Annotated in this window: 27 protein-coding genes; 23 read left to right on the forward strand and 4 right to left on the reverse strand. The window is 37.6% G+C overall.

Features of this window, described 5'->3' with window-relative positions; all coding sequences use genetic code 11:
• Positions 1–143 precede the first annotated feature (143 nt).
• The 3 genes from ABC371_RS17265 (at position 144) to ABC371_RS17275 (ending at position 3,183) form a co-directional block, all read left to right on the forward strand.
• Entirely contained in the window at positions 144–1,889 is a 1,746-nt protein-coding gene (locus ABC371_RS17265) for a carbon starvation CstA family protein (protein WP_412897916.1), read from the forward strand.
• A 69-nt stretch (positions 1,890–1,958) separates the two neighbouring features.
• Positions 1,959–2,222, forward strand: a complete 264-nt coding sequence (locus tag ABC371_RS17270; RefSeq protein ID WP_412897917.1) for a cory-CC-star protein — start codon at positions 1,959–1,961, stop codon at positions 2,220–2,222.
• Positions 2,223–2,235: 13 nt separating this feature from the next.
• The gene (locus ABC371_RS17275; RefSeq protein WP_412897918.1) at positions 2,236–3,183 is read left to right on the forward strand and encodes an ArsA family ATPase; all 948 of its coding nucleotides are present in this window, start codon (positions 2,236–2,238) and stop codon (positions 3,181–3,183) included.
• Between the two features lie 38 nt (positions 3,184–3,221).
• On the opposite strand, the gene ABC371_RS17280 is transcribed toward ABC371_RS17275, so the two are convergent.
• Entirely contained in the window at positions 3,222–3,422 is a 201-nt protein-coding gene (locus ABC371_RS17280; RefSeq protein WP_412897919.1) for a hypothetical protein, read from the reverse strand.
• A gap of 177 nt (positions 3,423–3,599) precedes the next feature.
• On the opposite strand from ABC371_RS17280, the gene ABC371_RS17285 reads away from it, so the two are divergent.
• From ABC371_RS17285 to ABC371_RS17295, 3 genes are all read left to right on the forward strand, one after another.
• On the forward strand, positions 3,600–3,833 hold the full coding sequence (locus ABC371_RS17285) for a hypothetical protein (protein ID WP_412897920.1): 234 nt from the start codon (positions 3,600–3,602) through the stop codon (positions 3,831–3,833).
• Positions 3,834–3,989: 156 nt separating this feature from the next.
• Positions 3,990–4,283: a DUF6509 family protein gene (locus tag ABC371_RS17290; protein WP_412897921.1), complete on the forward strand. Its 294-nt coding sequence runs from the start codon at positions 3,990–3,992 to the stop codon at positions 4,281–4,283.
• An 89-nt stretch (positions 4,284–4,372) separates the two neighbouring features.
• Entirely contained in the window at positions 4,373–5,305 is a 933-nt protein-coding gene (locus tag ABC371_RS17295; protein ID WP_412897922.1) for a manganese-dependent inorganic pyrophosphatase, read from the forward strand.
• A gap of 45 nt (positions 5,306–5,350) precedes the next feature.
• On the opposite strand, the gene ABC371_RS17300 is transcribed toward ABC371_RS17295, so the two are convergent.
• Positions 5,351–5,941, reverse strand: coding sequence for a guanylate kinase (locus ABC371_RS17300; protein ID WP_412897923.1), 591 nt, complete (start codon positions 5,939–5,941; stop codon positions 5,351–5,353).
• Positions 5,942–6,248: 307 nt separating this feature from the next.
• On the opposite strand from ABC371_RS17300, the gene desA reads away from it, so the two are divergent.
• The 15 genes from desA to ABC371_RS17375 all read left to right on the forward strand — a co-directional run bounded on the left by desA (position 6,249) and on the right by ABC371_RS17375 (position 20,863).
• A complete protein-coding gene (desA, locus tag ABC371_RS17305; protein WP_412897924.1) occupies positions 6,249–7,286 on the forward strand; it encodes a Delta(5) desaturase DesA in 1,038 nt (345 codons plus the stop codon).
• Positions 7,287–7,354: 68 nt separating this feature from the next.
• On the forward strand, positions 7,355–8,488 hold the full coding sequence (locus ABC371_RS17310; protein WP_412897925.1) for a sensor histidine kinase: 1,134 nt from the start codon (positions 7,355–7,357) through the stop codon (positions 8,486–8,488).
• Positions 8,485–9,084, forward strand: coding sequence for a response regulator (locus ABC371_RS17315; protein WP_412897926.1), 600 nt, complete (start codon positions 8,485–8,487; stop codon positions 9,082–9,084). The genes ABC371_RS17310 and ABC371_RS17315 overlap by 4 nt, the downstream gene beginning before the upstream one ends.
• A gap of 85 nt (positions 9,085–9,169) precedes the next feature.
• Positions 9,170–9,349 (forward strand): twin-arginine translocase TatA/TatE family subunit, encoded by a 180-nt coding sequence (locus tag ABC371_RS17320; protein WP_412897927.1) that lies wholly within the window; start codon positions 9,170–9,172, stop codon positions 9,347–9,349.
• 114 nt (positions 9,350–9,463) lie between these two features.
• Positions 9,464–10,303 (forward strand): aldo/keto reductase, encoded by an 840-nt coding sequence (locus ABC371_RS17325; protein WP_412897928.1) that lies wholly within the window; start codon positions 9,464–9,466, stop codon positions 10,301–10,303.
• 131 nt (positions 10,304–10,434) lie between these two features.
• A complete protein-coding gene (locus ABC371_RS17330; protein WP_412897929.1) occupies positions 10,435–10,884 on the forward strand; it encodes a MaoC family dehydratase N-terminal domain-containing protein in 450 nt (149 codons plus the stop codon).
• Positions 10,881–11,285: a MaoC/PaaZ C-terminal domain-containing protein gene (locus ABC371_RS17335; protein WP_412897930.1), complete on the forward strand. Its 405-nt coding sequence runs from the start codon at positions 10,881–10,883 to the stop codon at positions 11,283–11,285. The genes ABC371_RS17330 and ABC371_RS17335 overlap by 4 nt, the downstream gene beginning before the upstream one ends.
• A gap of 136 nt (positions 11,286–11,421) precedes the next feature.
• On the forward strand, positions 11,422–11,859 hold the full coding sequence (hutP, locus tag ABC371_RS17340; RefSeq protein WP_412897931.1) for a histidine utilization transcription antiterminator HutP: 438 nt from the start codon (positions 11,422–11,424) through the stop codon (positions 11,857–11,859).
• A gap of 147 nt (positions 11,860–12,006) precedes the next feature.
• On the forward strand, positions 12,007–13,524 hold the full coding sequence (hutH, locus tag ABC371_RS17345; protein ID WP_412897932.1) for a histidine ammonia-lyase: 1,518 nt from the start codon (positions 12,007–12,009) through the stop codon (positions 13,522–13,524).
• 20 nt (positions 13,525–13,544) lie between these two features.
• The gene (gene hutU, locus ABC371_RS17350) at positions 13,545–15,200 is read left to right on the forward strand and encodes a urocanate hydratase (RefSeq protein ID WP_412897933.1); all 1,656 of its coding nucleotides are present in this window, start codon (positions 13,545–13,547) and stop codon (positions 15,198–15,200) included.
• Positions 15,201–15,232: 32 nt separating this feature from the next.
• Complete coding sequence (gene hutI / locus ABC371_RS17355) at positions 15,233–16,489, forward strand: imidazolonepropionase (RefSeq protein ID WP_412897934.1); 1,257 nt, start codon at positions 15,233–15,235, stop codon at positions 16,487–16,489.
• Positions 16,482–17,423, forward strand: a complete 942-nt coding sequence (gene hutG, locus ABC371_RS17360; RefSeq protein ID WP_412897935.1) for a formimidoylglutamase — start codon at positions 16,482–16,484, stop codon at positions 17,421–17,423. Before hutI ends, hutG begins: the two co-directional genes overlap by 8 nt.
• 73 nt (positions 17,424–17,496) lie before the next feature.
• Complete coding sequence (locus tag ABC371_RS17365) at positions 17,497–18,288, forward strand: nucleotidyltransferase domain-containing protein (RefSeq protein WP_412897936.1); 792 nt, start codon at positions 17,497–17,499, stop codon at positions 18,286–18,288.
• A 99-nt stretch (positions 18,289–18,387) separates the two neighbouring features.
• Positions 18,388–18,756, forward strand: coding sequence for an ArsR/SmtB family transcription factor (locus tag ABC371_RS17370; protein ID WP_412897937.1), 369 nt, complete (start codon positions 18,388–18,390; stop codon positions 18,754–18,756).
• A complete protein-coding gene (locus ABC371_RS17375; RefSeq protein ID WP_412899383.1) occupies positions 18,749–20,863 on the forward strand; it encodes a heavy metal translocating P-type ATPase in 2,115 nt (704 codons plus the stop codon). Before ABC371_RS17370 ends, ABC371_RS17375 begins: the two co-directional genes overlap by 8 nt.
• A 17-nt stretch (positions 20,864–20,880) precedes the next feature.
• Here ABC371_RS17375 and ABC371_RS17380 read toward each other — a convergent pair whose 3' ends face one another.
• Positions 20,881–21,036: a hypothetical protein gene (locus ABC371_RS17380; RefSeq protein WP_412897938.1), complete on the reverse strand. Its 156-nt coding sequence runs from the start codon at positions 21,034–21,036 to the stop codon at positions 20,881–20,883.
• Positions 21,037–21,190: 154 nt separating this feature from the next.
• Positions 21,191–21,322, reverse strand: coding sequence for a hypothetical protein (locus ABC371_RS17385; protein ID WP_412897939.1), 132 nt, complete (start codon positions 21,320–21,322; stop codon positions 21,191–21,193).
• A gap of 182 nt (positions 21,323–21,504) precedes the next feature.
• Between ABC371_RS17385 and ABC371_RS17390 the strand changes: the two genes are divergently transcribed.
• Together ABC371_RS17390 and ABC371_RS17395 are read left to right on the forward strand one after the other, a co-directional pair.
• Positions 21,505–22,626: an NAD(P)/FAD-dependent oxidoreductase gene (locus ABC371_RS17390; protein WP_412897940.1), complete on the forward strand. Its 1,122-nt coding sequence runs from the start codon at positions 21,505–21,507 to the stop codon at positions 22,624–22,626.
• A gap of 162 nt (positions 22,627–22,788) precedes the next feature.
• Positions 22,789–23,703, forward strand: a complete 915-nt coding sequence (locus tag ABC371_RS17395; protein WP_412897941.1) for a hypothetical protein — start codon at positions 22,789–22,791, stop codon at positions 23,701–23,703.
• Positions 23,704–23,715 lie beyond the last annotated feature (12 nt).

Genomic DNA, 23,715 nt, shown 5'->3' on the forward strand with positions numbered 1-23,715 from the left:
AATATTACAGTTTTAATTGTCGATTTTTGAAAATATCGACTTTTTAGACAATAGTATTGACAACGCTTACAAAATAGATTTAACATAAAAATGTACATTAAGTATTAATACCTACTACAAAAAATTGTATTGGAGGGATAAGCTTGAGTGCAATTTGGATTGCTGTTTTTGGAACTATTGTATTTGTTTTAGGCTACCGGTATTATTCAAAATTTGTTGCTGAAAAGATTTATCGTCTTGACCCAAATTTTGTTACACCTGCTCATGAATTTAGTGATGGGGTTGATTTCGTACCAACCAAAAAACATGTTTTATGGGGGCATCATTTCACCTCCGTTGCAGGTGCAGCGCCAATAGTAGGACCTGCTATTGCTGTTTATTGGGGGTGGGGACCTGCGTTATTATGGGTTGTTTTAGGTACTGTATTTGCCGCAGGTGTTCATGATTTTGGTACACTTGTCCTCTCAGTCAGAAACAAAGGTCAATCAGTAGGTACACTTGCCGATAAATTAATCGGTAAAAAAGCAAAGATATTGTTTTTATTCATCATCCTGATTTTAGTGTTAATGGTTAACGCTGTATTTGCATGGGTTATATCCAATTTATTTATCAAATTTCCAGCAAGCGTCATTCCCGTATTTATCGAAATTCCCCTTGCCATTTGGATTGGATATGCCGTCTATAGAAAAAAAGGCAGTATGTTACTTCCATCCATTGTGTCACTAATTATCATGTATGGTTCAGCTGTTCTTACAAGTAAAGTGCCTGCTTTACAAATAGATCTAGTTAGCTATTTTGGTGGAGCAGATGCCACTAGTCTTTTCGACCTTAGCGGTGTGTCAATGGCCTTCTTCGTTTGGATTATTATCCTAATGGTTTATTGCTACTTTGCTTCAACACTGCCTGTTTGGAAATTGTTACAACCGAGAGATTATATTAACTCTCATCAACTCGTAATTGGATTAGCCATTATGTATTTAGGTCTAGTGTTTTTAAATCCAGAAGTAACAGCACCAATGATGAATCATGATGCGACCGACAAATCCTGGTTGCCACTCATGTTTATCACAATAGCTTGTGGTGCAATCTCTGGGTTCCATGGACTTGTATCCTCCGGGACATCATCAAAGCAATTGGATAAAGAGACTGATGCACGCTTCGTAGGATATTTTGGAGCGGTTGGTGAAGGATTTTTAGCCTTAATTTCAATCATTGCCTGTATCACTTTATTTGCAAATGCCGGAGACTTTAAAGCAGCATATAGTAGTTTTTCTGCTGCAAATTCTGGTGGGCTAGGAAACTTTATTTCAGGAGGCGCTCAGCTAGCTACAGGGATTGGCATTCCTGCTGATATTGCAGCCACAATTATTGCTATTATCGTTGTTAGTTTCGCTGCTACAACATTAGATTCTTCTGTTCGTTTAATGAGGTATATTATTGCAGAACTAGGTTCTGAATATAAAGTTCCATCCTTACAAAAAGCGCATGTTGCCACAACAGTTGCCGTTGTAACGAGTGCAGCATTAGTTCTTTTACCGAAGGGTCCTAACGGATTTGGTTCAGGTGGTTATGTATTATGGCCTCTGTTCGGTACGTCGAACCAGCTATTAGCTGCAATTAGTTTAATGTTAATCTCGGTTTGGCTGAAGCGATTAGGCCGAAATTATTTAGTTACTCTTATCCCGATGCTATTCCTACTCGTCATGACCGTATGGGCGATGGTTCAGCAGGTTATATTCGATTGGGCAGGGGTAGGGGCAGCAGAGGGAAATTTATTATTATTCATTCTTGGAAGTATTATTTTGATTTTTGCCGTTTGGATTGTACTAACTGCCTTTAGAGAACTTAGTAAAAAAGAAACACCGCCAAATTTTGATTCAAATATGTAAATACTTGATGAAAAAGGAAACGATCGTAAGCAGGTTTCCTTTTTCTCTTTATAAAATGAGGGTGATGAAATGAAAGGATTAGAAGCTTTAAAGAGAATGCTTCAATTATACGATGATATTCTTTCAGTTAATCATCGTACAGAAATAGCGCGGGAATTAAGAGATGAAGATGACCTTTTTTTACTTCTATGTTTATCAGAAACTCTTGGACTTCCAAACCCTGCCTTTTATTACACATTAGAGCTTTATCCTTATATGCTTGAAAAATTTCATGAATGGCATTTACGAATGGGGATGGATAAATCTCCACTTACAGGAATACGTTGTTGTTAATGGAGGGAACAAAATGATTGGAGATAAAAAAATAGTATTTGTAGGTGGAAAGGGTGGTGTAGGTAAGTCCACGAGTGCCGCTGCATTAGCACTCATACATGCCAAACAAGGACTAAAAACGTTGCTTGTATCCACTGATCCTGCCCATAATGTAGGGGATATTTTTCATAAGTCATTAAAAAACCAAGCACTCGAGGTTTATCCCGGCTTGGAGGCAATCGAAATCGATCCAGAATTGGAATCAAGAAAATATATTAAAACAGTTAAAGAAAACATACAGGGTGTTGTCAACTCACATATGCAAGATGAGGTAAATCGGCAAATCGATGCTGCTAGTTCATCTCCTGGGGCAGAAGAAGCTGCTCTATTTGATCGCATTGTTTCAATCATCCTGGACAAAGGAAAGTATTATGATACGATTATTTTTGATACGGCGCCTACCGGACATACAATTCGACTACTTACATTACCAGAATTAATGAGTGTATGGATTGACGGAATGCTTGAGAGAAGAAAGAAGCGAAATGAGACCTATACGCAGTTATTAAATGATGGAGAACCGATTGATGATCCCATTTATAAAGTGCTACAACGTCGAAAGCAGCGCTATACAGATGTCAGGAAAATCATCTTAAACAACGAACTGACAGGATTTATTTTCATTCTTAATCCAGAACGTCTGCCGATCATTGAAACAGCAAACTCGTTGAAATTACTTGAAAGACATGAAATATCGGTCAATACTCTTTTGATTAATAAAGTTTTAGCCGAAAATATTGACGGAGAATTTTTGAAAAGACGAAAAGATAATGAACAAGAATATATCAAAATAATTGAAAAAGAATTTCCAACACAACAAAAATTTTATATCCCGTTATTTGAAACCGATATTAATTCAGTTGAATTATTAGAGGAATTTGCTGAACATATTAGAAAGAAAATTTTGAACAACACACCATAATGTTAAAAAACGACCGCTTTAACTCGAAGCGGTCGTTTTTATGCTGTTGATCGATTATCGACAAGTTCATGTTTTTCTCTTTCCATTTCTATCGCAGACACAATATATGCAAATCCATTTAATACAAAAATAACGACATTCGATTGGACCCGTTCTGTTTCCCCTAAATACGTATTCATCAAGATGATGCCGGAGTATAGAACCACAAAAAATAATGCCATTTTATTCATTACTGCCATTCGACGACAACTCCTTTGTAATTGGGATTAATAATATTCTATTTAGAAACGGGGTGTCCTATGAGCTAAAACCTAATAAACTATGTAAAAATGGATAGACGTCCTGTCATATGAGTCCAATCAAGTCGGTTACTTTCCCATATTTTATAGTATTAGTCTGAAGGGAGTGAAAACGACATGAGTGAAAATAGAAGTGAAAATAGAAATGAAAATAGAAGACGTCAAGTAATCAATGCAGAAAGAGTAATTATCAATGCTGATGAGGTTATTATCATTGAAACAAATGACAAAAGAAGACATAACAGACGTGACTTTGATAATGTAGGTGGAGTTGAAGACCGCAGACACAATCAAGAAAACGAAGTTCTTGGTGCTCAAGAAAATGAGCGTAGAAGAATGTTTCCATGGTAAATTATTAGAATCAAATGGGTGTTCCAATTCCCTGGGACACCCATTTGATAGTTATGAGTAAAATTAGTCCTTTGTTTGGAAATTTTTTCACGGATCAGGAAAGAATGTGTATAATAAGTACGGATTGTATTCAATAAGAAGGGTGGCAATGCAAGGATGAATATTACCGGATACTCGGTTGAAAAATTAAAGGATCCAACAGGAATCTTAGAAGGTGATCGCTATGAGTTCTTTTTGGATATCGAAGTTCCCGAAGAGGATGAATTATATTCTGAAAATGGAATTGAATTAAAAGTGATTTATGCGGTGGATCAGAAGGGTGAACGAATTGCCCAATATTATTTTTATGAAAGAGGTACTGAAAAAGTACTTGATTTTGAACTTGAGGAAGATGAAGAAATAACCGTGAATAATTTTTGTAAAGAACATTTAGAAGATGAAAATGAATAAATATGTCTAAAATTGTTTAATCCAATCCAATCTTTGTGTAAAATGAGAGAGTACATCATACATATTAAGCAATAAGGAGTAATGCAAAAATGGAAAAAGTACTAGTTTTTGGTCACAAGAATCCAGATACTGATACAATCTGTTCAGCAATTGCATATGCAGAACTAAAAAAGAAACTAGGTTTAGATGTGGAGCCTGTGCGCTTAGGTGAAGTAAACAGTGAAACTCAATATGCATTGAATTATTTTAAAGCTGAAGCCCCACGTTTAGTGGAAAATGTAGCAAATGAAGTTCAATCTGTTATTTTAGTGGACCACAACGAACGTCAACAAAGTGCAGAAGGACTAGAAAATGTAAAGATCAAAGAGGTTATCGACCATCACCGTGTTGCAAACTTCGAAACAAGCGATCCATTGTATTTCCGTGTAGAGCCAGTTGGTTGTACAGCAACGATCCTTAATAAACTATACAAAGAAAACAATGTTGAAATCGAAAAAGAGATTGCTGGCTTAATGTTATCAGCGATTATCTCTGACTCGCTATTATTCAAATCACCTACTTGTACTGAAGAAGATGTTCAAGCAGCACGTGAATTGGCAGAAATTGCAGGGGTAGACGCTGAAAGCTATGGTCTTGAAATGTTAAAAGCTGGTGCAAATGTTAGTGATAAGACTGCAGAACAATTGGTTTCATTAGATTCAAAAGAATTCTCAATGAATGAAAACAAAGTTCAAATTGCTCAAGTGAATGTAGTAGACCCACAGGACGTACTTTCAAGACAAAGCGAGCTTGAAGAAGTAATGAATCAACAAATTAATAATAACGGACTTGATTTATTCTTACTTGTTATTACTGACATTTTGAATAATGACTCTGTTGGCCTTGCAGTAGGAGAGAAAATAACTGCAGTAGAAAAAGCATTTAATGTTACACTTGAAAACAAAATAGCAGAATTAAAAGGTGTGGTTTCCCGTAAGAAACAGGTTGTCCCTGTTCTAACAGAAGCATTTAATAGCCTATAATAATAGTAAAGCCCCAAGAGGTTATCCCGCTTGGGGCTTTCATTATTAATAGTCATCAGCAATTAACTGTCGATCAAGATACGTTTCAATCATTTCGCTAATCTGATAAGAGACTTGAGGTAGGTCATAGTTTTCAAAGACGTGCTCGCATGAATTTTTATAGGCCATTGTTTCATCATAATGGTTCATATGCCTTTCAATATCTTCGGCACTATCCCCACGTTCTTTTTGACGTTCATGTACCGTATCACGATCAGCATACACAAAAATCCGGATCGCCTTATCTCCATACATTCGCTTCAAGAGATCGGCCCCTTCTGGGTTAAGTGTTAAGTAAACCACTTTGTGCTTCTTGAAGATTTTTACAATGTCAATTTCACGTATTCCATAAAAATGTCCATCAATCTCGACACTTTCTAGAAATTCATTTTGCTGCATCATTTGTTGAAAGGTTTCTTTACTAACAAAGTGGTAATCTTCTCCGTTGTTTTCAAAAGGGCGGGGGCTTCGAGTTGTGAATGAGGGAACGGTTTGCATATCAAATGCAGTTGCAACCATTTTGCCTAATGTTTTCCTGCCAGAACCATCTGGACCCGTATAAATAAAAATCCTCTCTTTGTCTTTTAATTTGTACATAGATTTCCTCCTTTAAGAAAAGTTTTTCACAAGAGTTTAATTTAAATATTCTGTTTTTTAATTATAGCACAAAAAATGGGTTTTAGCCTATTTAGAATGTTAATTTTTTGTATATTTTAAATATTCCTAACGATATATGACATTTATCATGTAAATCACATGACACCTATGTCTAGTGGAAATCTTTTTTCTCCTATATCATTAAAAGTGTAGAAAACTTAGTTGACATTTTGTCAGCACAATACCTAATTATTCTTAAAATCAGATTAAAAAATATGAAACGAGAAAAAAAGAAAGGAAAGATTATATGAACAAATTAGATCAGCGAAGTTTACGGAAACAAGTTGCACCATATGAAAAGTCAAACTTTAAGGCTAGTCTTTTTCAGCTTTTCAACACATTAATTCCCTATCTTGGATTATGGGTACTTGCCTATTATTCATTAAACATTTCTTATATCTTGACATTTGTATTTGGAGTGATTGCAGCAGGGTTTCTTGTTCGGATTTTTATCATTTTTCATGACTGTTGTCACCACTCATTCTTTAAAAATCGGAAGGCGAATAAAATCATTGGTACTATCTCTGGAATCTTAACATTATTTCCTTATAGTAAATGGGGACATGACCATTCCGTACACCATGCCACTAGCTCAAATCTAGATAAACGTGGTACGGGTGATATCTGGGTAATGACGGTTGCAGAATACATGGAAGCAACTCCTTGGAAGCGTCTTTGCTACAGAATTTACCGTAATCCATTTGTGATGTTTATTTTAGGACCAATTTTTGTGTTCTTAATTGAAAATCGGTTTAACAGAAGAAAAGCGAGAAAAAATGAACGTATCAACACCTATATAACTAATGCAGGAATCGTAGGATTAGCGACTATTTTATGTTTGGCGATTGGCTGGCAGTCGTTTTTAATTGTACAAGGAACGATTTTTATGGTATCTGGAATTGCGGGTGTCTGGTTATTTTATGTTCAGCATACATTTGAAGATTCCTATTTTGAGGAAGATGAAAATTGGGAATATGTTAAGGCTGCTGTAGAAGGTAGTTCGTTTTATAAGCTTCCAAAACCATTGCAGTGGTTAACAGGGAATATCGGCTATCATCATGTGCATCACCTAAGCCCACGTGTTCCGAATTACAAGCTTGAAGAGGTGCACAACCAAACAGCTCCACTTCAGCATGTACCTACCATTACGTTAAAAACAAGCTTAAAATCACTGAAATTCCGATTATGGGATGAAGATGAAAAAGTTTTTGTAGGCTATGGTAAAATAAAAGAAATGGTTGCAGACCAAAAGAATGTAAATGAAATTCCCAGCTTAGAAAAATAAGCTGGGTTTTCCTGTAGCTTATTATGATATGATACAGAAAAAACACGAATAAAATGAGGGTCTATCCTATGAAGAAATATTCACTTTTTCAAAAATGGTCGGGGGTTTCACCTTATATTTGGGCAGTCATGAGTATACTACCGTTTTATTTTATTTTTCAATCATCATCGACACCTGAAATTATCGCTGGACTCATCTTAACGGTTATCTTTTTCCTTTCATTACGATTTGCTTTTATCTCGAAAACATGGCCAGTTTATTTATGGACCTCAATCTTAATTGGGATTTCATTAACCATGTCTATACTATTTGCCTTTATTTATTTTGCTTTCTATATTGCATATTACAATGGCCATATTAAAAACCGGGTTGCTTTCTTAACGTTATACATCATACACCTTGTAGCCACAACATTCTCAATCAATTATAATCTCGTGATTCAGGATGAGGTGTTTATAACCCAATTGCCATTTAACATCATTATTTGGATTAGCGTTATTCTGTTGCCTTTTAATATTTATAATAAAAAGAAACAAGAGAAGTTAGAAGAACAACTTGAGGATGCTAACAAACGAATTGCCGAACTAGTAAAACAAGAAGAACGGCAAAGAATTGCACGTGACCTACATGATACATTAGGACAAAAACTCTCCATGATTGGTCTAAAAAGTGACTTAGCAAGGAAACTCATACAAAAAGATCCGGAAAAAGCACGACTTGAATTAATCGATGTCCAACAAACCGCAAGGACAGCATTAAATGAAGTTCGAAAAATGGTATCCCAAATGAGGGGTATTCGTATTCATGAAGAAATTGCCCGTGTAAAAGAAATACTGCGTGCAGCTGAAATTGAATTTGAGTATAAGGAAGATGAAACACTAAAGGATGTCTCATTATTCTACGAGAATATCATTAGCATGTTAATAAAAGAAGCAATTAACAATGTGGTGAAACATAGTAAAGCGACTCGGTGTACAATAGAAATCGCACAGTTTGAAGAAGAGATTCGCTTAGTCATTAAGGACAATGGGATTGGGATCATTCCAGATAAAGATGTGAACGATGGTCATGGATTACAAGGAATGAGAGAACGTTTAGAATTTGTAAATGGAAGCCTCGAAATTAGGATGAATGATGGAACGATTTTAATTATTCACATTCCAAATGTACGTAAACAGGTCGAAGTGGAGGGACTTTTATGATTCGAATCGTAATTGCGGAAGACCAAAGAATGGTCCTCGGCGCATTAGGCTCACTTTTAAATTTAGAGGACGATATGGAAGTTGTCGGTATGGCTAATAATGGGCAGGAAGCAATTTCGCTTGTGAAGGAGCTTCAACCAGATATTTGCATGATGGATATTGAGATGCCAGTTAAAACTGGACTCGAAGCTGCTGAGGAGTTGAAAAACCTGGACTGCAATGTAATCATTTTAACAACCTTCGCCCGTTCTGGATATTTTCAACGTGCACTAAAAGCTGGTGTGAAAGGCTACCTCTTAAAAGACAGCCCAAGTGACGAATTGGCTGATTCCATTCGTAGTGTGATGAGTGGTAAACGTGTATATGCTCCTGAGTTAATGGATGATTTATATGCAGATGAAAACCCGTTAACTGAACGTGAACTAGAAGTACTGGAACTTGTTGCTGATGGAAAAAACACGAAGGAAATCGCTGAAAAGCTACGAATAAAAACTGGCACTGTCCGAAATTATATTTCTACTATTTTAGACAAACTGGAAGTGAAGAATCGTATAGAAGCAATTACACAGTCAAAAGAAAAAGGTTGGTTCAAGTAGCAAATATAAAAAATTCGAATTGAAAAACTAACAGTAGAGGAATAAAATAAGTGTGCAATACATTTCGTTTTAGGGTGGAATGTTCATGGGAAACCTTGGTTTCGGAGAATTATTATTAATTATCTTTTTTGCGCTGCTTGTATTTGGACCAAAAAAGTTGCCAGAGCTCGGTAAAGCAGCAGGAACAACACTTCGAGAATTTAAAAAGGCTACAAAAGGCATCCTTGAGGATGATGATATTGAACCAAAATCAAATAAGAACTAGTTTTGGAGAGGGCGAACCTCTCTTTTTTTATTTTAGTAACAATCTTATTTGAAAAGTAGCATAGCATGTGAGAAACTATTAATGGTAAATCTTTCAATTATGAGGAGGATACATATGGTAAGAAGTCTTCAAGATACAACGACCTTACATAATGGAGTCAAAATGCCATGGTTTGGCCTAGGGGTTTTTAAAGTGCAAGAGGGTCAAGAAGTCATTGATTCTGTAAAATGGGCAATCAAGCACGGCTATAAAAGTATAGATACGGCTGCTGTATATAAAAATGAAGAAGGTGTAGGACAGGCTATTCGAGAGTCAGGTATTAATAGGGATGAGCTGTTTGTTACATCTAAGGTTTGGAACAGTGACCAGGGCTATGAATCTACACTACAAGCATATGAAACAAGCCTTCAAAAACTTGGTCTTGACTACTTAGATTTATATCTCATCCACTGGCCGGGAAAAGACAAGTATATTGAAACATGGCATGCCCTTGAAAAGCTATACAAGGACGGACGTGTACGCGCGATTGGCGTAAGTAATTTCCATGTTCATCATCTTGAAAATCTAATCAATAATTCCGAGATCAAACCAATGGTAAACCAAGTTGAATACCATCCACATCTGACACAAAAAGAATTGCATGAATTCTGTAAAAAAGAAGGAATTCAATTAGAAGCATGGTCTCCACTTAAGCGCGGAGAATTACTTAATGATCCAACTCTTATAGAAATTAGCCAAAAATACAATAAATCCGTTGTACAGGTTATTTTACGCTGGGATCTTCAAAACGACGTAGTAACGATTCCAAAATCTATTAAAGAACAAAGAATTCAAGAAAATGCTGATGTCTTTGACTTTGAACTTACACAAGAAGATATGGAAATAATCACTGCACTTAATAAAAATGACAGAATCGGTTCAAATCCAGATACAAATATGACTGATTTTGAGTGATTGTAAATAGAATCCACTCGGAATTCCGTGTGGATTTTTCACGCTCTTCTTGTATTAACTGAAATTTCCAAATACAATAACGTTATACATCATAGGTTACAGAGATTCCAAAAGATTAAGGGGTGATATTGGTGTATAAAGATTTTATCGGCAAACAATCAGTAAAAGTAAAAAATGTCGTTGAAAGAGGAGCTGTCAAGAGATTTGCAGAGGCAATTGGCGATCCTCATCCCATTTTTATGGTTGAAGAGTTTGGTAAAGCTTCTAGATATAAAACAAATATTGCACCACCGACATTTCCAAGAGTATTAGACTTCGGAAATATTGAGGGGTTCGTTTTACCTGAAAAAGGACTCATCCATGGTGAGCAGATTTACAATTATGAAAGACCATTATTAGTTGGAGAAGAGATTTATTGTTACTCAAAGGTAGAAAAATACGTGGAGAAAAAAGGATCTACAGGGTCGATGGGCTTTTTAACCATTAGTGAAAATGGGGAGGACATAAATGGGAATCTCATTTTTTCTTCTAAGCTTGTTGTTATAATTACAGAAACGGTTAGAAAGGGGATGATGGCATGAGTTCATTAACGAATATTGAAATTGGATCATCTCTTGAAAGTGTCCAGCTTCCACCCGTTTCGAGAATGGACTTAATTAAATATTCAGGTGCTTCCGGCGATTACAATCCAATCCATACCATTGATGATGAAGCACATAAAGCGGGGTTGCCTGGTGTGATCGCACATGGCATGTGGACAATGGGGAACCTTGCAAAGCTTTTTACACCATTTTACGAGGAAGGTTTTATCAAAACCTATTCAATCCGATTTCGGAATATGGTGTTTTTAGATGACGTGATCACACTTAAAGCAACATTAAAAAGAATAGACGAAAACAATCTAATCTTTGATGTTGTTGCGGTAAACCAACATGAAAAAGATGTAATCAAAGGTAGTATCGTGTATCAAAAATATGCTTAAACCTTTAACATGGTAGATTACTACTATAGTAATATACTAAAATTTACCAAATTCATTGACATTTGGATTGGCTGACCATTACAATAAAAGTAGTTAATAGATAATAGGAAAATTCAGAAATTAGAGGTTCTTAGTTATGAGTCAAAAAATAGCAATTGGTAAAATTGCTGTACTACTTGCAACCTTAACCGAAGATGAAATGCAATTTTTTTCTCGTTCATTACAGGATATTAAATACTGTCAAGGAAAAGTTGGTTCGATGAATATGCAGAAGGTGATTGCTGCTGTTGAAACAGCCGCTAAGCGTCATGGCCTTATTCATGAGTCACAATACCGTGAAACCCATGCCCTGTACCATGCAATTATCGAAGGAATCGAAGGAGTTACAAGAGGGCAAACGGCAATCGGCGAAATCAGTCGGACAGTGGGTCTTCGTTTTGCAATCGTTAGAGGGACACCTTATACAAATGAGGAAGAAGGCGAATGGATTGCAGTGGCCTTTTATGGAACAATTGGTGCTCCTATTAAAGGGCTTGAACACGAAACCATTGGTCTCGGAATCAATCATATTTAAAACGATAATTCAATGTTTACATTGCCTATAGTCCTTTAGTTAATAGGAGGCGATGATGGTATCTCTATGCCATTATCGCCTCTTTTCTTTTTTATGACTCATTTACTAGAACACGTAATGGACACATAAATAGTTAGGGGGATGCGTATGGTTGAGTTAACAGGACAGTCGTTAACATTAGAACAAGTCAAACGGATTTGTTATGACTATGAGCAAGTAACCATAAGTAAAGAATCACTTCAAAAAGTAGTACAGAGTCGTAAAGCGGTTGAGAAAATAGTGACTGATAAAAAAACCATCTATGGAATCAATACAGGATTTGGAAAATTTAGTGATGTCATCATTGCCGATGATGATGTAAATGATCTGCAGCTTAATTTAATTCGCTCTCATGCCTGTGGAGTTGGCGAACCTTTCCCTGAAGTTGTTTCACGCGCCATGGTTTTACTTCGGTTGAATGCACTACTGAAAGGTTTTTCGGGGATTCGTCCTGTCATTGCTGAAAGTCTAGTAACTTTATTAAACATGAAAATACATCCAGTTATTCCACAGCAGGGTTCACTTGGGGCTTCTGGAGATTTAGCTCCACTTTCACATTTAGCCCTTGTTCTTCTAGGAGAAGGTAAAGTGCATTTCAACGGAAAGATTTTTGCGACACAGGATGTTCTTTTGAAAGAGGGAATTCAGCCAGTTGTTCTGCAGGCAAAGGAAGGTCTTGCACTCATTAATGGTACCCAAGCAATGACTGCAATGGGTGTGGTCAATTGGTTAGAAGCCACACAGCTAGCTCTACAAAGTGATATGATTGCAGCTTTAACACTTGAGGGTCTTGAAGGAATTATTGATGCCTTTCATCCTGCTATACATGAGGCACGTGGATATCAACAGCAAATGGATGTAGCTAAGAGAATTCGTGACTTCTTATCAGGAAGTCAATTGATTACAAGGCAAGGAGAAAAGCGAGTGCAGGATGCCTATTCATTACGATGCATTCCACAAGTGCACGGAGCTTCCTGGCAGGCATTAGACTATGTAAAAGAAAAGCTAGAAATTGAAATGAATGCAGCTACTGATAATCCGTTAATTTTTGAAGATGGAAACTTGGTTATTTCAGGCGGAAACTTCCATGGACAGCCTATCGCCATTGCGATGGATTTTATGAAAATTGCAGTTGCGGAGTTTGCTAGTATTTCTGAGCGCCGAATCGAAAGACTTGTGAACCCACAGCTAAATGATTTGCCACCGTTTTTAAGTGCTCAACCTGGTTTACAATCGGGAGCAATGATTATGCAGTATGTGGCTGCATCACTCGTATCTGAGAATAAAACACTCGCCCATCCTGCAAGTGTAGACTCCATCCCATCTTCAGCCAACCAGGAGGATCATGTGAGTATGGGGACTATCGGGTCACGCCATGCCTATCAAATTATACAAAATGTACGACGAGTTTTAGCGATTGAATGTATTTGTGCTTTGCAGGCAGTCGAATATCGTGGCACACACAAAATGTCACCCGTTACTCTTGCCTTTTATAAAGAAGCAAGAAAGATTGTTCCGTCGATAACTGAAGACCGTATCTTCGCTGAAGATATAGAGAAGGTAACAGAGTGGCTTAAAAAAAATAATCTAGTGTGGACAGCCAATCTAGTACTAATTAGAAATTAACTTTGAAAGGGGAATAAACCGTGTCAATTCAAAATCGTGTCGTACATGTAAAAAAAGGAACAGACCTTGAGTGTAAAGGGTGGGAGCAGGAAGCTGCATTACGAATGCTATATAACAATTTAGATCCTGCTGTTGCGGAGAAACCAGAAGAACTTGTTGTGTACGGTGGTATTGGAAAAGCCGCAAGAAATTGGGAAGCTTTTGATGCAATTGTATCTACTCTTCGTCGTTTAGAAAATGATGAAACCCTGTTAATTCAGTCTGGAAAACCAGTCGCAGTGTTTAAGACGCACAAGGGCGCACCACGTGTTTTACTTTCAAACTCTGTTCTTGTACCGAAATGGGCAAACTGGGAGCATTTCCATGAGCTTGATAAAAAGGGCTTAATGATGTATGGCCAAATGACAGCAGGAAGCTGGATATATATCGGTTCCCAAGGGATATTACAAGGAACCTATGAAACTTTCGCTGAAGTTGCACGCCAGCATTTTAACGGATCATTAAAAGGAACAATTACTCTTACTGCTGGATTAGGCGGGATGGGTGGTGCTCAGCCACTTGCAGTTACCATGATGGGTGGTGTTTGCATCGCAGTGGATGTTGACAAGTCTCGTATTCAAAAACGTATTGATACGAAGTATTGTGATCGAATCACAAATTCAATTGATGAAGCGATTAAGTGGGCCCTGGAGGCTAAACATAACGGAGATGCCTTATCAGTTGGATTGATTGGAAATGCAGCCCAAGTGCATCATGAAATCCTGAAGCGCAATATCCAAATTGATGTGACGACTGACCAGACTTCTGCTCATGATCCGTTAAATGGGTATGTTCCAGAAGGATATTCTATTGAAGAAGCAAATAAATTGCGTGCGGAAAACCCTAAGAAATATATTGAATTATCATCTGCCTCCATGGCAAAGCATGTTCGAGCAATGCTAGAATTTCAACGTAGAGGAACCGTAACATTTGACTATGGAAACAATATTCGTCAAATAGCAAAAGACGAAGGTGTTAATCATGCATTTGACTTTCCTGGCTTTGTTCCTGCATACATTCGTCCATTATTCTGTGAAGGGAAAGGACCATTCCGCTGGGCTGCTCTATCCGGTGACCCGCAAGATATTTATCGAACAGATGCCTTAATTCAGGAACTACTCCCTGAAAACAAAGCATTGCTTCGCTGGATAGAAATGGCACAGGAAAAAGTGGAGTTCCAAGGGCTTCCAGCTCGAATATGCTGGCTTGGATACGGGGAACGTGTAAAAATGGGTCTTGCCATTAATGAATTGGTCCGAAAAGGTGAATTGAAAGCACCAATAGTAATTGGTCGGGATCACCTAGACTGCGGTTCTGTTGCTTCACCAAACCGCGAAACGGAAAGCATGAAGGATGGTAGTGATGCGGTAGGTGACTGGGCTATATTAAATGCTTTAATTAATGTGGCCGCTGGTGGTTCATGGATATCTGTCCATCATGGTGGTGGAGTCGGGATGGGCTATTCACTACATGCAGGAATGGTTGTGGTTGCTGACGGAACAGATTTAGCAGAAGAACGACTCCGTAGAGTCCTTACAACTGATCCGGGCATGGGTATTGTACGCCATGCGGATGCCGGTTATGAAAAGGCGATTGAAGTCGCAAAGGAAAAGGGAGTCGATATCCCAATGTTGTAAGACTATCAAACTATCAGGAAAGGAGAGGTAACATGCAGTACGATTTACTCATTCACAATATTGGACAATTGATTTTACCAAAAGAAACAACTAAACCCCTAAAAGGGGAAGAAATGAAGCAGCTTACTGTTAAAGAAAACGCTGCCTTGGCAATCAAGGATGGGAAAATAACGTGGATCGGAACAAATGTTGAAGCCAATCACTTACAAACGAAAGAAATTCTTGATGCACAGCAAAAAGTGGTATCTCCTGGACTTGTCGACCCTCATACCCATTTGGTGTTCGGTGGGTCCCGTGAAAAAGAGCTTGCATTAAAGCAAGCGGGTGTTCCCTATCTTGAAATCCTTGCAAAAGGTGGAGGCATTTTATCAACCGTTGAGGCAACAAGAAGGGCAACAGAGGAAGAACTATATGAAAAGGCATCCTTCCATCTAAAACGCATCATTTCATACGGAGTGACAACGTTGGAGGCTAAAAGCGGTTATGGTTTAGATCGAGAAACTGAACTAAAACAACTAAAAGTAGTTAAAAAACTAAACGAAAATTACCCAATATCAATCATTTCAACCTTTTTAGGACCACACGCCATTCCTCCAAACTACAAAGGGAAAGAATCTAAATTCTTGGAAGAAATGGTTCAGCTCCTTGATACTGTTAGTGAAGAAAACCTTGGAGAGTTCGCTGATATTTTTTGCGAAACCGGTGTATTCACGACACAGCAATCAGAGTATTTTTTACAAAAAGCAAAGGAAAAGGGTTTTGGCTTAAAAATTCACGCTGATGAGATTGATTCATTAGGGGGAACAGAGTTAGCTGTTAAACTGGGTGCAACAAGTGCCGACCACCTAGTGGCTGCATCCGATGAAGCAATAACTATGCTTTCCAACAGTAATACTGTTGCTGTTTTGTTACCTGGAACAACTTTTTATCTTGGTAAGGACAGCTATGCTCGTGCTCGAAAAATGATTGATGAAGGTGTAGCTGTTGCTCTTGCAACTGATTTTAATCCTGGGAGCTGCGTAACTGAAAACTTACAACTTATCATGTCACTTGCTGCCCTAAAATTACGAATGACACCAGAAGAAATTTGGAATGCAGTTACTGTCAATGCCGCATTTGCAATCGGTAAAAGTGAAGAAGCTGGAACACTTACAATCGGTCAAAACGCAAATTTTGTCCTATGGGATATTCCGAATTATATGTACCTTCCATACCATTTTGGTGTTAACCATACAAATAGTGTTTATGTGAATGGTAAAAAAGTGTGGGGGAGAAACGATCATGTCTGATTTTCATTTTCTCACACCTGGTCAAACTGCCATTTTTAAAGATCAATATGTAACGAAAGTAACAGAATGCATAAATGCATATCAAAATGGAACCAACGCTTACATCGGTATGATCGGTCTTCCGGCATCAAAGTCATCAATCTCACCATCGTTCGCAGCAGACGCACCTAAAACGATACGAAACGCATTGAACGCGTATTCAACATATTCAGGGGAAAAAAACAAAGATTACAAAGACACATCAATTTTAGACTTTGGTGATGTTCTGACCCATCCCACAAATCTTGAAGAAACCACGGAACGTTTGTATGTAAGTGTCAAAGAAATGCTGCAAACCAATTCATGTAATAAGTATATCATGCTAGGTGGCGATCACGGTGTGAGCTATCCATCGATTCGTGCCTTTAAGGAATATTACGGAAGAGTCGGCGTCATCCAATGGGATGCCCACCATGATGTACGAAATTTAAAGGATGGTGGACGAACAAATGGTACACCTTTCCGAAGTTTGCTCGAGGGTGGCTTTCTAAACGGAGAAGATCTTACCCAAATTGGAATTCGAGACTTTGCAAATGCACGTGAATATCATCTATATGTAAAAAACAAAGGAGTCACAGTGTACACAATGGATGATGTGGACCGCATTGGAATTGTTCCTATCATTGAAAAAGAGGTAGAACGACTATCGCAAAAGGTTGATGTTATCTATTTATCAGTAGATATGGACGTGGTTGATCAAGCATTTGCACCGGGTTGTTCTGCGATTGGACCTGGTGGTTTGACATCAAGAGAGCTTCTTTCAAGTATTACAGCAGCTGCAGACCATCCCAAAGTGAAAGCTATGGATATTGTTGAAATAGACCCGTCTAAAGATATTCGCGATATCACAAGTAGACTTGCCGCCCATGCAATGCTACGATTTATGTATACGTAATTAGAGAATACTATTTGTAAAAGGAGATGATCATAACATCTCCTTTTCTCATGTGAAGAAAAGGGGTATCACTATGAAAGAACATATCATAGGAGTTTTTAATCAAATTGAAACGGAATATGCCATCAAAATTCTCTATGCATGTGAAGTAGGGAGTCGAACCTGGGGTATTTCATCCGAAGATAGTGACTATGATGTGCGTTTTATTTATATTCATAAAACCGATTGGTATCTTTCGATTGATCAAAAGCGAGACGTGCTTGAAATTCCGAAACACGATAAAGTAAACATTTCGATAAACCCTTTAGTGGACATGAGTGGTTGGGAGCTTACAAAGGCATTGCGTCTATTTCGCAAATCAAATCCGGGACTTTTAGAATGGTTACATTCAAATATCATTTATTCCCAAACTCATTCCTTCGTTGAAAAGATGCAACAACTTGAGCCGCAAATTTTTTCACCAAATACTTGTATCTATCACTACGTCAAAATGGCAAAGGGAAATTTTAAAACCATCCAGGAGAAAGAACCGAATATAAAAACCTATATGAATGTAATCCGACCACTTTTAATGGCTAAATACATTCAAAAGTACAATCGCATGGGCAAACTTGATATGAATAGCTTAATAAAAGAAATCTTGCCCAATGACGCATTAAAAACAAACATTGAAAACATGATGAAATTAAAATCAAAAGGCCAAAATCTAAAAGAACATAACTTATTAGTTGATACGTTTATTGATGAGCAATTTACAAACTTAAATCAAAATTTTTCTAAACCTAAACGCAATATATCAGATCCTACACCCCAACTTAATCAGCTCTTTCGAGAGACATTAACAAAAACATGGGATGATAACTAATTATATTTTTACGACACCCATTATTCAAATATCCCCTTGAATAACTGACAAGTCAGTTATATACTATATTCAAATGAATACTTTAATGAGGGGATATAAATGTCTAAAAAGGATACCTGTGAAATTTATTGTTATGACGAAGAGAAGGTAAATCGAATACAGAATGAGTTAAAAAAAGTTGATATCTTAAATGTAGCCCAATTGTTCAAATCTATAGCGGATGAAAATAGGGCCAAAATCGCATTTGCTTTAACTAGAGATGACGAATTATGTGTATGCGACATAGCAAATGTAATTGATGTTACAGTTGCAAATGCTTCACACCATCTTCGGACACTTCATAAACAAGGTGTTGTAAAATACAGGAAAGAAGGAAAGTTGGTCTTTTATTCTTTAGATGATGATCATATTAGACAATTATTAAAAATTGCCCTCGCTCATAAAGAAGAGGTGAAAAATGATGTCTGAACAGGCTACAAAGACTTACCGTGTTCAAGGCTTTTCCTGAGCTGGCTGTGCAAAGACGTTCGAAACGAACGTGAAACACCTGGATGGTGTTACAGATGCTAATGTAAACTTTGGTGCGTCAAAAATCACGGTAACTGGTCATACAACAATTGAAGAACTTGAAAAAGCAGGTGCTTTTGAAAATTTAAAGCTCCGAGACGAGCATGAAAAAGCAGCACCGCAAATCCCATTTTGGAAACAAAAACAAAATATTAAAGTCTATATATCTGCCGTTTTTCTCTTTGTGAGTTGGCTTTTAGCGGAAACTTATGGAGAAGGACATATGACTTCAACAATCGGCTATGCTGCAGCTATTATCATCGGTGGCTATACACTGTTTCAAAAGGGATTTAAAAATATAGTTCGTTTCAATTTTGACATGAATACTCTCATGACAGTAGCCATAATTGGTGCGGCCCTTATTGGAGAATGGGGTGAAGGGGCAACTGTTGTGATATTATTTGCAATAAGCGAAGCACTGGAACGTTATTCAATGGACAAAGCCCGAAAATCAATTGAGTCATTGATGGATATAGCACCAAGTGAAGCATTGATCCGTCGTGGAACTGAAGAAAAGTTGATTCATGTCGAGGATATTCAAATCGGGGACATCATGATTGTGAAGCCAGGCCAAAAGATTGCCATGGATGGAATCGTCATGAAGGGTAACTCTTCCATTAATCAAGCTTCGATAACTGGTGAAAGTGTTCCAGTTAGCAAAACAATAGATGATGAGGTGTTTGCTGGAACTCTGAATGAAGAAGGGCTTCTTGAAGTCAGAGTAACGAAACGAGTTGAAGATACAACAATAGCAAAAATCATTCATTTGGTTGAGGAAGCACAAGCTGAACGTGCCCCTTCTCAAGCCTTCGTGGATAAGTTCGCGAAATACTATACACCTGCAATTATCGTCTTAGCTACTTTAATTGCTGTTATTCCTCCACTGTTCTTTGGAGCAAGTTGGAGCGAATGGATTTATCAAGGATTGGCTGCCCTTGTCGTAGGATGTCCATGCGCCTTAGTCGTATCTACCCCAGTTGCAGTTGTAACTGCAATAGGTAATGCTGCACGACATGGTGTATTGATCAAAGGTGGTATTTACCTCGAGGAAGCAGGATCACTTAAAGTTATTGCATTTGACAAAACGGGTACATTAACAAAAGGAGTTCCAGCTGTAACTGATATCATTTCTTATGATGAGAATGAGCAAAAATGGCTGACATTTACTGCTGCCATTGAAAAAGGCTCCCAACACCCACTTGCTGCAGCTATCCTTAAAAAAGCTGAGACTCTTCCTTATAATGATGTAAAGATAGAAGATTTCCGATCTATTACAGGTAGAGGTGTAAAAGCTATAATTGGTGAAGAAGTATATTATGTTGGTAGTCCTGCTCTATTTGAAGAGGTGCACAATGGTAGTTTAAAAGAAAAACAAGATCAGATTGTTGAAATGCAAAATCAAGGAAAAACGGTAATAATCTTAGGAACTGAGGAAAAAATTCTTTTACTCATCGCGGTAGCTGATGAATTAAGGGAATCATCAAAAGAGGTCATTCGCAACTTACATGAAGCAGGCATTGAAAAAACGATTATTCTCACCGGTGATAATCAATTAACAGCAAATGCGATTGGAAACGAAGTGGGTGTATCTGAAATTAAAGCGGATTTACTTCCTGAAGACAAACTAGCTTCTATAACAGAGCTTCAAGCAAACTACCAAAATGTTGCGATGGTTGGAGATGGGGTCAATGATGCTCCAGCACTAGCTGCTGCGACTGTTGGTGTTGCGATGGGAGGAGCCGGAACAGACACAGCACTTGAAACAGCTGACATTGCTTTGATGTCTGATGACCTTCGAAAATTGCCATTTACAATTAAATTAAGTCGCAAAGCATTATGGATAATAAAACAAAACATCACTTTTTCATTAGCAATAAAAGCATTAGCTTTGTTATTGGTTGTCCCAGGTTGGCTTACACTTTGGATCGCTATTTTTGCTGATATGGGCGCAACTCTACTTGTTACATTAAACAGCTTACGACTATTAAAGGTTAAGGAACAGGGGTAACATCGTTATCCCTTTTTTTATGCGATTTTTTCATCAGAATCTTCTTCTATTTTCTTAAAATGAGTATGCCGGACGTCCCAATAATATACTCTAGGGAGTCCCCAATGATGCCAGTATTCATGAACCAGAGTTACCCCAATAAATAAAATCATCTGAAGATCTAATTGTTTCAATCATATCACCCCTTAAAACAATATACGGGTGATGGCGGTTGTCCAATAACCGGCGTTTTATCCAAAAGTTCAAAAAAAGAAAAAACCCGTTCCAAAAAGTCAAACCTAGGAACAGGTCAAATATGTACCGGTACGAAAATTTGTAACTTAACTATTATTTGTTTTTGCGCTTTTCGCGAGCCGCTTTCTTTCTTGCCTTTTTACTCATGCCTTGCTCTGCACCAAATTCCGTGTCCATACTATTTGCTCCTGTTTGTAGCTGGTTATTTTTATTTTTGTTCGCCATTCACCTTACCTCCTTTCATTTCTCAAAAATGCGCTGTATACAATTTTTCCTATATTTTACAGCGTTATCTATATATTGGATAAAAAAACAGAAAAATATACAAATTTCGACAAAAAGCTGTTTTAAAACTCCATTTTTAGTAAAATAATTAACATATTGTATATAGAAGGGATTTTGAAAACATGACAACCTATCTTGTAATTGGTGCTGGGATTCTTGGCGCTTCAACAGCCTATCATCTTGCTAAAGCAGGTGCACAAGTAACTATTGTCGACCGACAAGACCAAGGACAAGCCACTGACGCCGCCGCGGGTATCGTCTGTCCGTGGTTATCCCAACGTAGAAATAAGGCTTGGTACAATTTAGCGAAAGCGGGTGCAAGATACTACGAAACATTAATAGGTGAACTTGAGGCATTGGGCGAGACAAACACTGGCTATAAAAAGGTTGGAGCAATCAGTCTACATTTTAATGAAAACAAGCTTGATAAAATGGAAGAGCGAGCCCACACTCGTCGGGAAGACGCTCCTGAAATTGGAGAAATTACACGTTTGACTTCTGCTGAAACAACAGAACTGTTTCCGCCTTTATCCAATCAATACGCTGCGGTACACGTAAGTGGTGCTGCAAGAGTAAATGGACGTGAACTCCGAAATGCCTTAATTCGCGCAGCCAAACAATTTGGTGGATTAGAGCGAAAAGGAAGTGCTACGTTAGTAAAAGAGGATGGCAACGTAATTAGTGCTAAAATAGAGGATGAAGTTTTAAGAGCGGATAAAATCATCGTAACAGCAGGTGTTTGGGCGAAAGAATTACTAACATCACTCGACATCGAATTTCTAGTCACCTCACAAAAGGCACAAATTGTCCATTTAGGTCTTGAAAATACAAACACTGACAGTTGGCCAGTCGTTATGCCACCAAATGATCAATACATTTTAGCATTTGATGAGGGAAGAGTGGTTGTGGGTGCAACACATGAAAATGATAAAGGAATCGATTATCGAGTAACCGCAGGTGGCCTTCATGAAATTTTTGATAAAGCATTACATACTGCTCCAGGTTTGTCGGAAGGAACAGTTATAGAAACAAGAGTTGGATTTCGACCGTTCACTCCAGAATTTTTACCTGTAATTGGAGTTATGCCAAGCTATGAAAACATTTTTGTTGCTAACGGTCTCGGTGCGTCAGGTTTGACTGTAGGTCCATTTTTAGGTGGTGAATTAGCGAAGCTTTCTATGGGAAAACCGCTCGAAATCGACTTGAATCTATATGACATAAAAGGAGCAATTAAACCTCAATAGTGTAATAAAGTTTTTGCCAGATTCCTTAAAAGGGATTTGGCTTTTTAAAAATTCAACCACCCACTAACTAGAAAAAATTTCTAAAATAATACAGAAAAACTTCCAGAATAATGTTAAAATAGGCGATATTAGGATTTGATTACATAATAGGGGGATGGCAGATTGAATACAAAATTTTCACAGCCTAAGGGGTTTGGGGAAATCCTTGACCTCACTTTTAGTTTGAGCAAAAAACGGTTTCGGGACTTTTTTACGATTTTACTCATTTTTATGGGACCGGTATTCATACTTGAGGCGCTCATATTATTTGCATCGGGAACAAGCTTTTTTAGAGAAGTCGGTCCTGGTGATGACTGGATCTCTCAAATCGCGAATAGCTTTGATGAGACAGTTGTTGCCGAAAATATAGGATTGGGCGGGGCTTTAGGAACAATGTTTATCGGTATTATAGGCTTGGCTTTATTCCCTGTTGCCGAAGCTGCACTTCTAATTGCATTAAATCATATCCGCAAGAATGAGGAATATACAATCAGTTCGGTGATTAAAAAAGCTTTTTCACGATTTTGGGCTATGCTTGGAAGTAATATAGTGTTTGTTCTAATTGTCTTTGGGTTCATCTTTGTTTCCATTTTAATTATAGTTCCTATTGGTATTTACGGTGCCATTGCGATTAACATAATCGGGGTTCTCTTCGCGATAGTATTAGGATTGGGGTTATTTGTTGGACTCGGTTATTTACTGACACGCTGGGGCTTTTATTTTGGTTCGGTTGTACTAGACTATGAATCTCCTGGATTGTCAAGAAGTTGGCATCTTTCTAAGAAACGAGGTTGGATTCTTTTTGGTCTATATATTGTTTTCTTTTTAATTATTAGCGCGATTAGCTTTGCAGTTGAGGCGACATTTAGCATCTTTTTAGGAAATAGTGTTCTACTATCTTTAATTGTTAATTTTACATCTATTTTTACTACGTTACTTTTTGCAGTTGGGTATGGTGTGATGTACCTTGATGCGAAGGTTCGACATGATGCTGAGGATTTGGATGAAATGATTGAGGGGTTTAATGAACCAAGATAAGTGGTGATCAAC

It is taken from the genome of Bacillus jepli (assembly GCF_047238305.1).
In the GTDB taxonomy this organism is placed as follows: Bacteria; Bacillota; Bacilli; order Bacillales; family Bacillaceae_L; genus Ferdinandcohnia.

Excerpts from the sequence above, each read along its gene's own strand:
- ABC371_RS17270 (WP_412897917.1), top strand. The coding sequence starts at position 1,959 with ATGAAAGGATTAGAAGCTTTAAAGAGAATGCTTCAATTATACGATGAT.
- ABC371_RS17275 (WP_412897918.1), top strand. The coding sequence starts at position 2,236 with ATGATTGGAGATAAAAAAATAGTATTTGTAGGTGGAAAGGGTGGTGTA.
- ABC371_RS17280 (WP_412897919.1), bottom strand. The coding sequence starts at position 3,422 with ATGGCAGTAATGAATAAAATGGCATTATTTTTTGTGGTTCTATACTCC.
- ABC371_RS17285 (WP_412897920.1), top strand. The coding sequence starts at position 3,600 with ATGAGTGAAAATAGAAGTGAAAATAGAAATGAAAATAGAAGACGTCAA.
- ABC371_RS17290 (WP_412897921.1), top strand. The coding sequence starts at position 3,990 with ATGAATATTACCGGATACTCGGTTGAAAAATTAAAGGATCCAACAGGA.
- ABC371_RS17295 (WP_412897922.1), top strand. The coding sequence starts at position 4,373 with ATGGAAAAAGTACTAGTTTTTGGTCACAAGAATCCAGATACTGATACA.
- ABC371_RS17300 (WP_412897923.1), bottom strand. The coding sequence starts at position 5,941 with ATGTACAAATTAAAAGACAAAGAGAGGATTTTTATTTATACGGGTCCA.
- desA (WP_412897924.1), top strand. The coding sequence starts at position 6,249 with ATGAACAAATTAGATCAGCGAAGTTTACGGAAACAAGTTGCACCATAT.
- ABC371_RS17310 (WP_412897925.1), top strand. The coding sequence starts at position 7,355 with ATGAAGAAATATTCACTTTTTCAAAAATGGTCGGGGGTTTCACCTTAT.
- ABC371_RS17315 (WP_412897926.1), top strand. The coding sequence starts at position 8,485 with ATGATTCGAATCGTAATTGCGGAAGACCAAAGAATGGTCCTCGGCGCA.
- ABC371_RS17320 (WP_412897927.1), top strand. The coding sequence starts at position 9,170 with ATGGGAAACCTTGGTTTCGGAGAATTATTATTAATTATCTTTTTTGCG.
- ABC371_RS17325 (WP_412897928.1), top strand. The coding sequence starts at position 9,464 with ATGGTAAGAAGTCTTCAAGATACAACGACCTTACATAATGGAGTCAAA.
- ABC371_RS17335 (WP_412897930.1), top strand. The coding sequence starts at position 10,881 with ATGAGTTCATTAACGAATATTGAAATTGGATCATCTCTTGAAAGTGTC.
- hutP (WP_412897931.1), top strand. The coding sequence starts at position 11,422 with ATGAGTCAAAAAATAGCAATTGGTAAAATTGCTGTACTACTTGCAACC.
- hutH (WP_412897932.1), top strand. The coding sequence starts at position 12,007 with ATGGTTGAGTTAACAGGACAGTCGTTAACATTAGAACAAGTCAAACGG.
- hutI (WP_412897934.1), top strand. The coding sequence starts at position 15,233 with ATGCAGTACGATTTACTCATTCACAATATTGGACAATTGATTTTACCA.
- hutG (WP_412897935.1), top strand. The coding sequence starts at position 16,482 with ATGTCTGATTTTCATTTTCTCACACCTGGTCAAACTGCCATTTTTAAA.
- ABC371_RS17365 (WP_412897936.1), top strand. The coding sequence starts at position 17,497 with ATGAAAGAACATATCATAGGAGTTTTTAATCAAATTGAAACGGAATAT.
- ABC371_RS17370 (WP_412897937.1), top strand. The coding sequence starts at position 18,388 with ATGTCTAAAAAGGATACCTGTGAAATTTATTGTTATGACGAAGAGAAG.
- ABC371_RS17385 (WP_412897939.1), bottom strand. The coding sequence starts at position 21,322 with ATGGCGAACAAAAATAAAAATAACCAGCTACAAACAGGAGCAAATAGT.
- ABC371_RS17390 (WP_412897940.1), top strand. The coding sequence starts at position 21,505 with ATGACAACCTATCTTGTAATTGGTGCTGGGATTCTTGGCGCTTCAACA.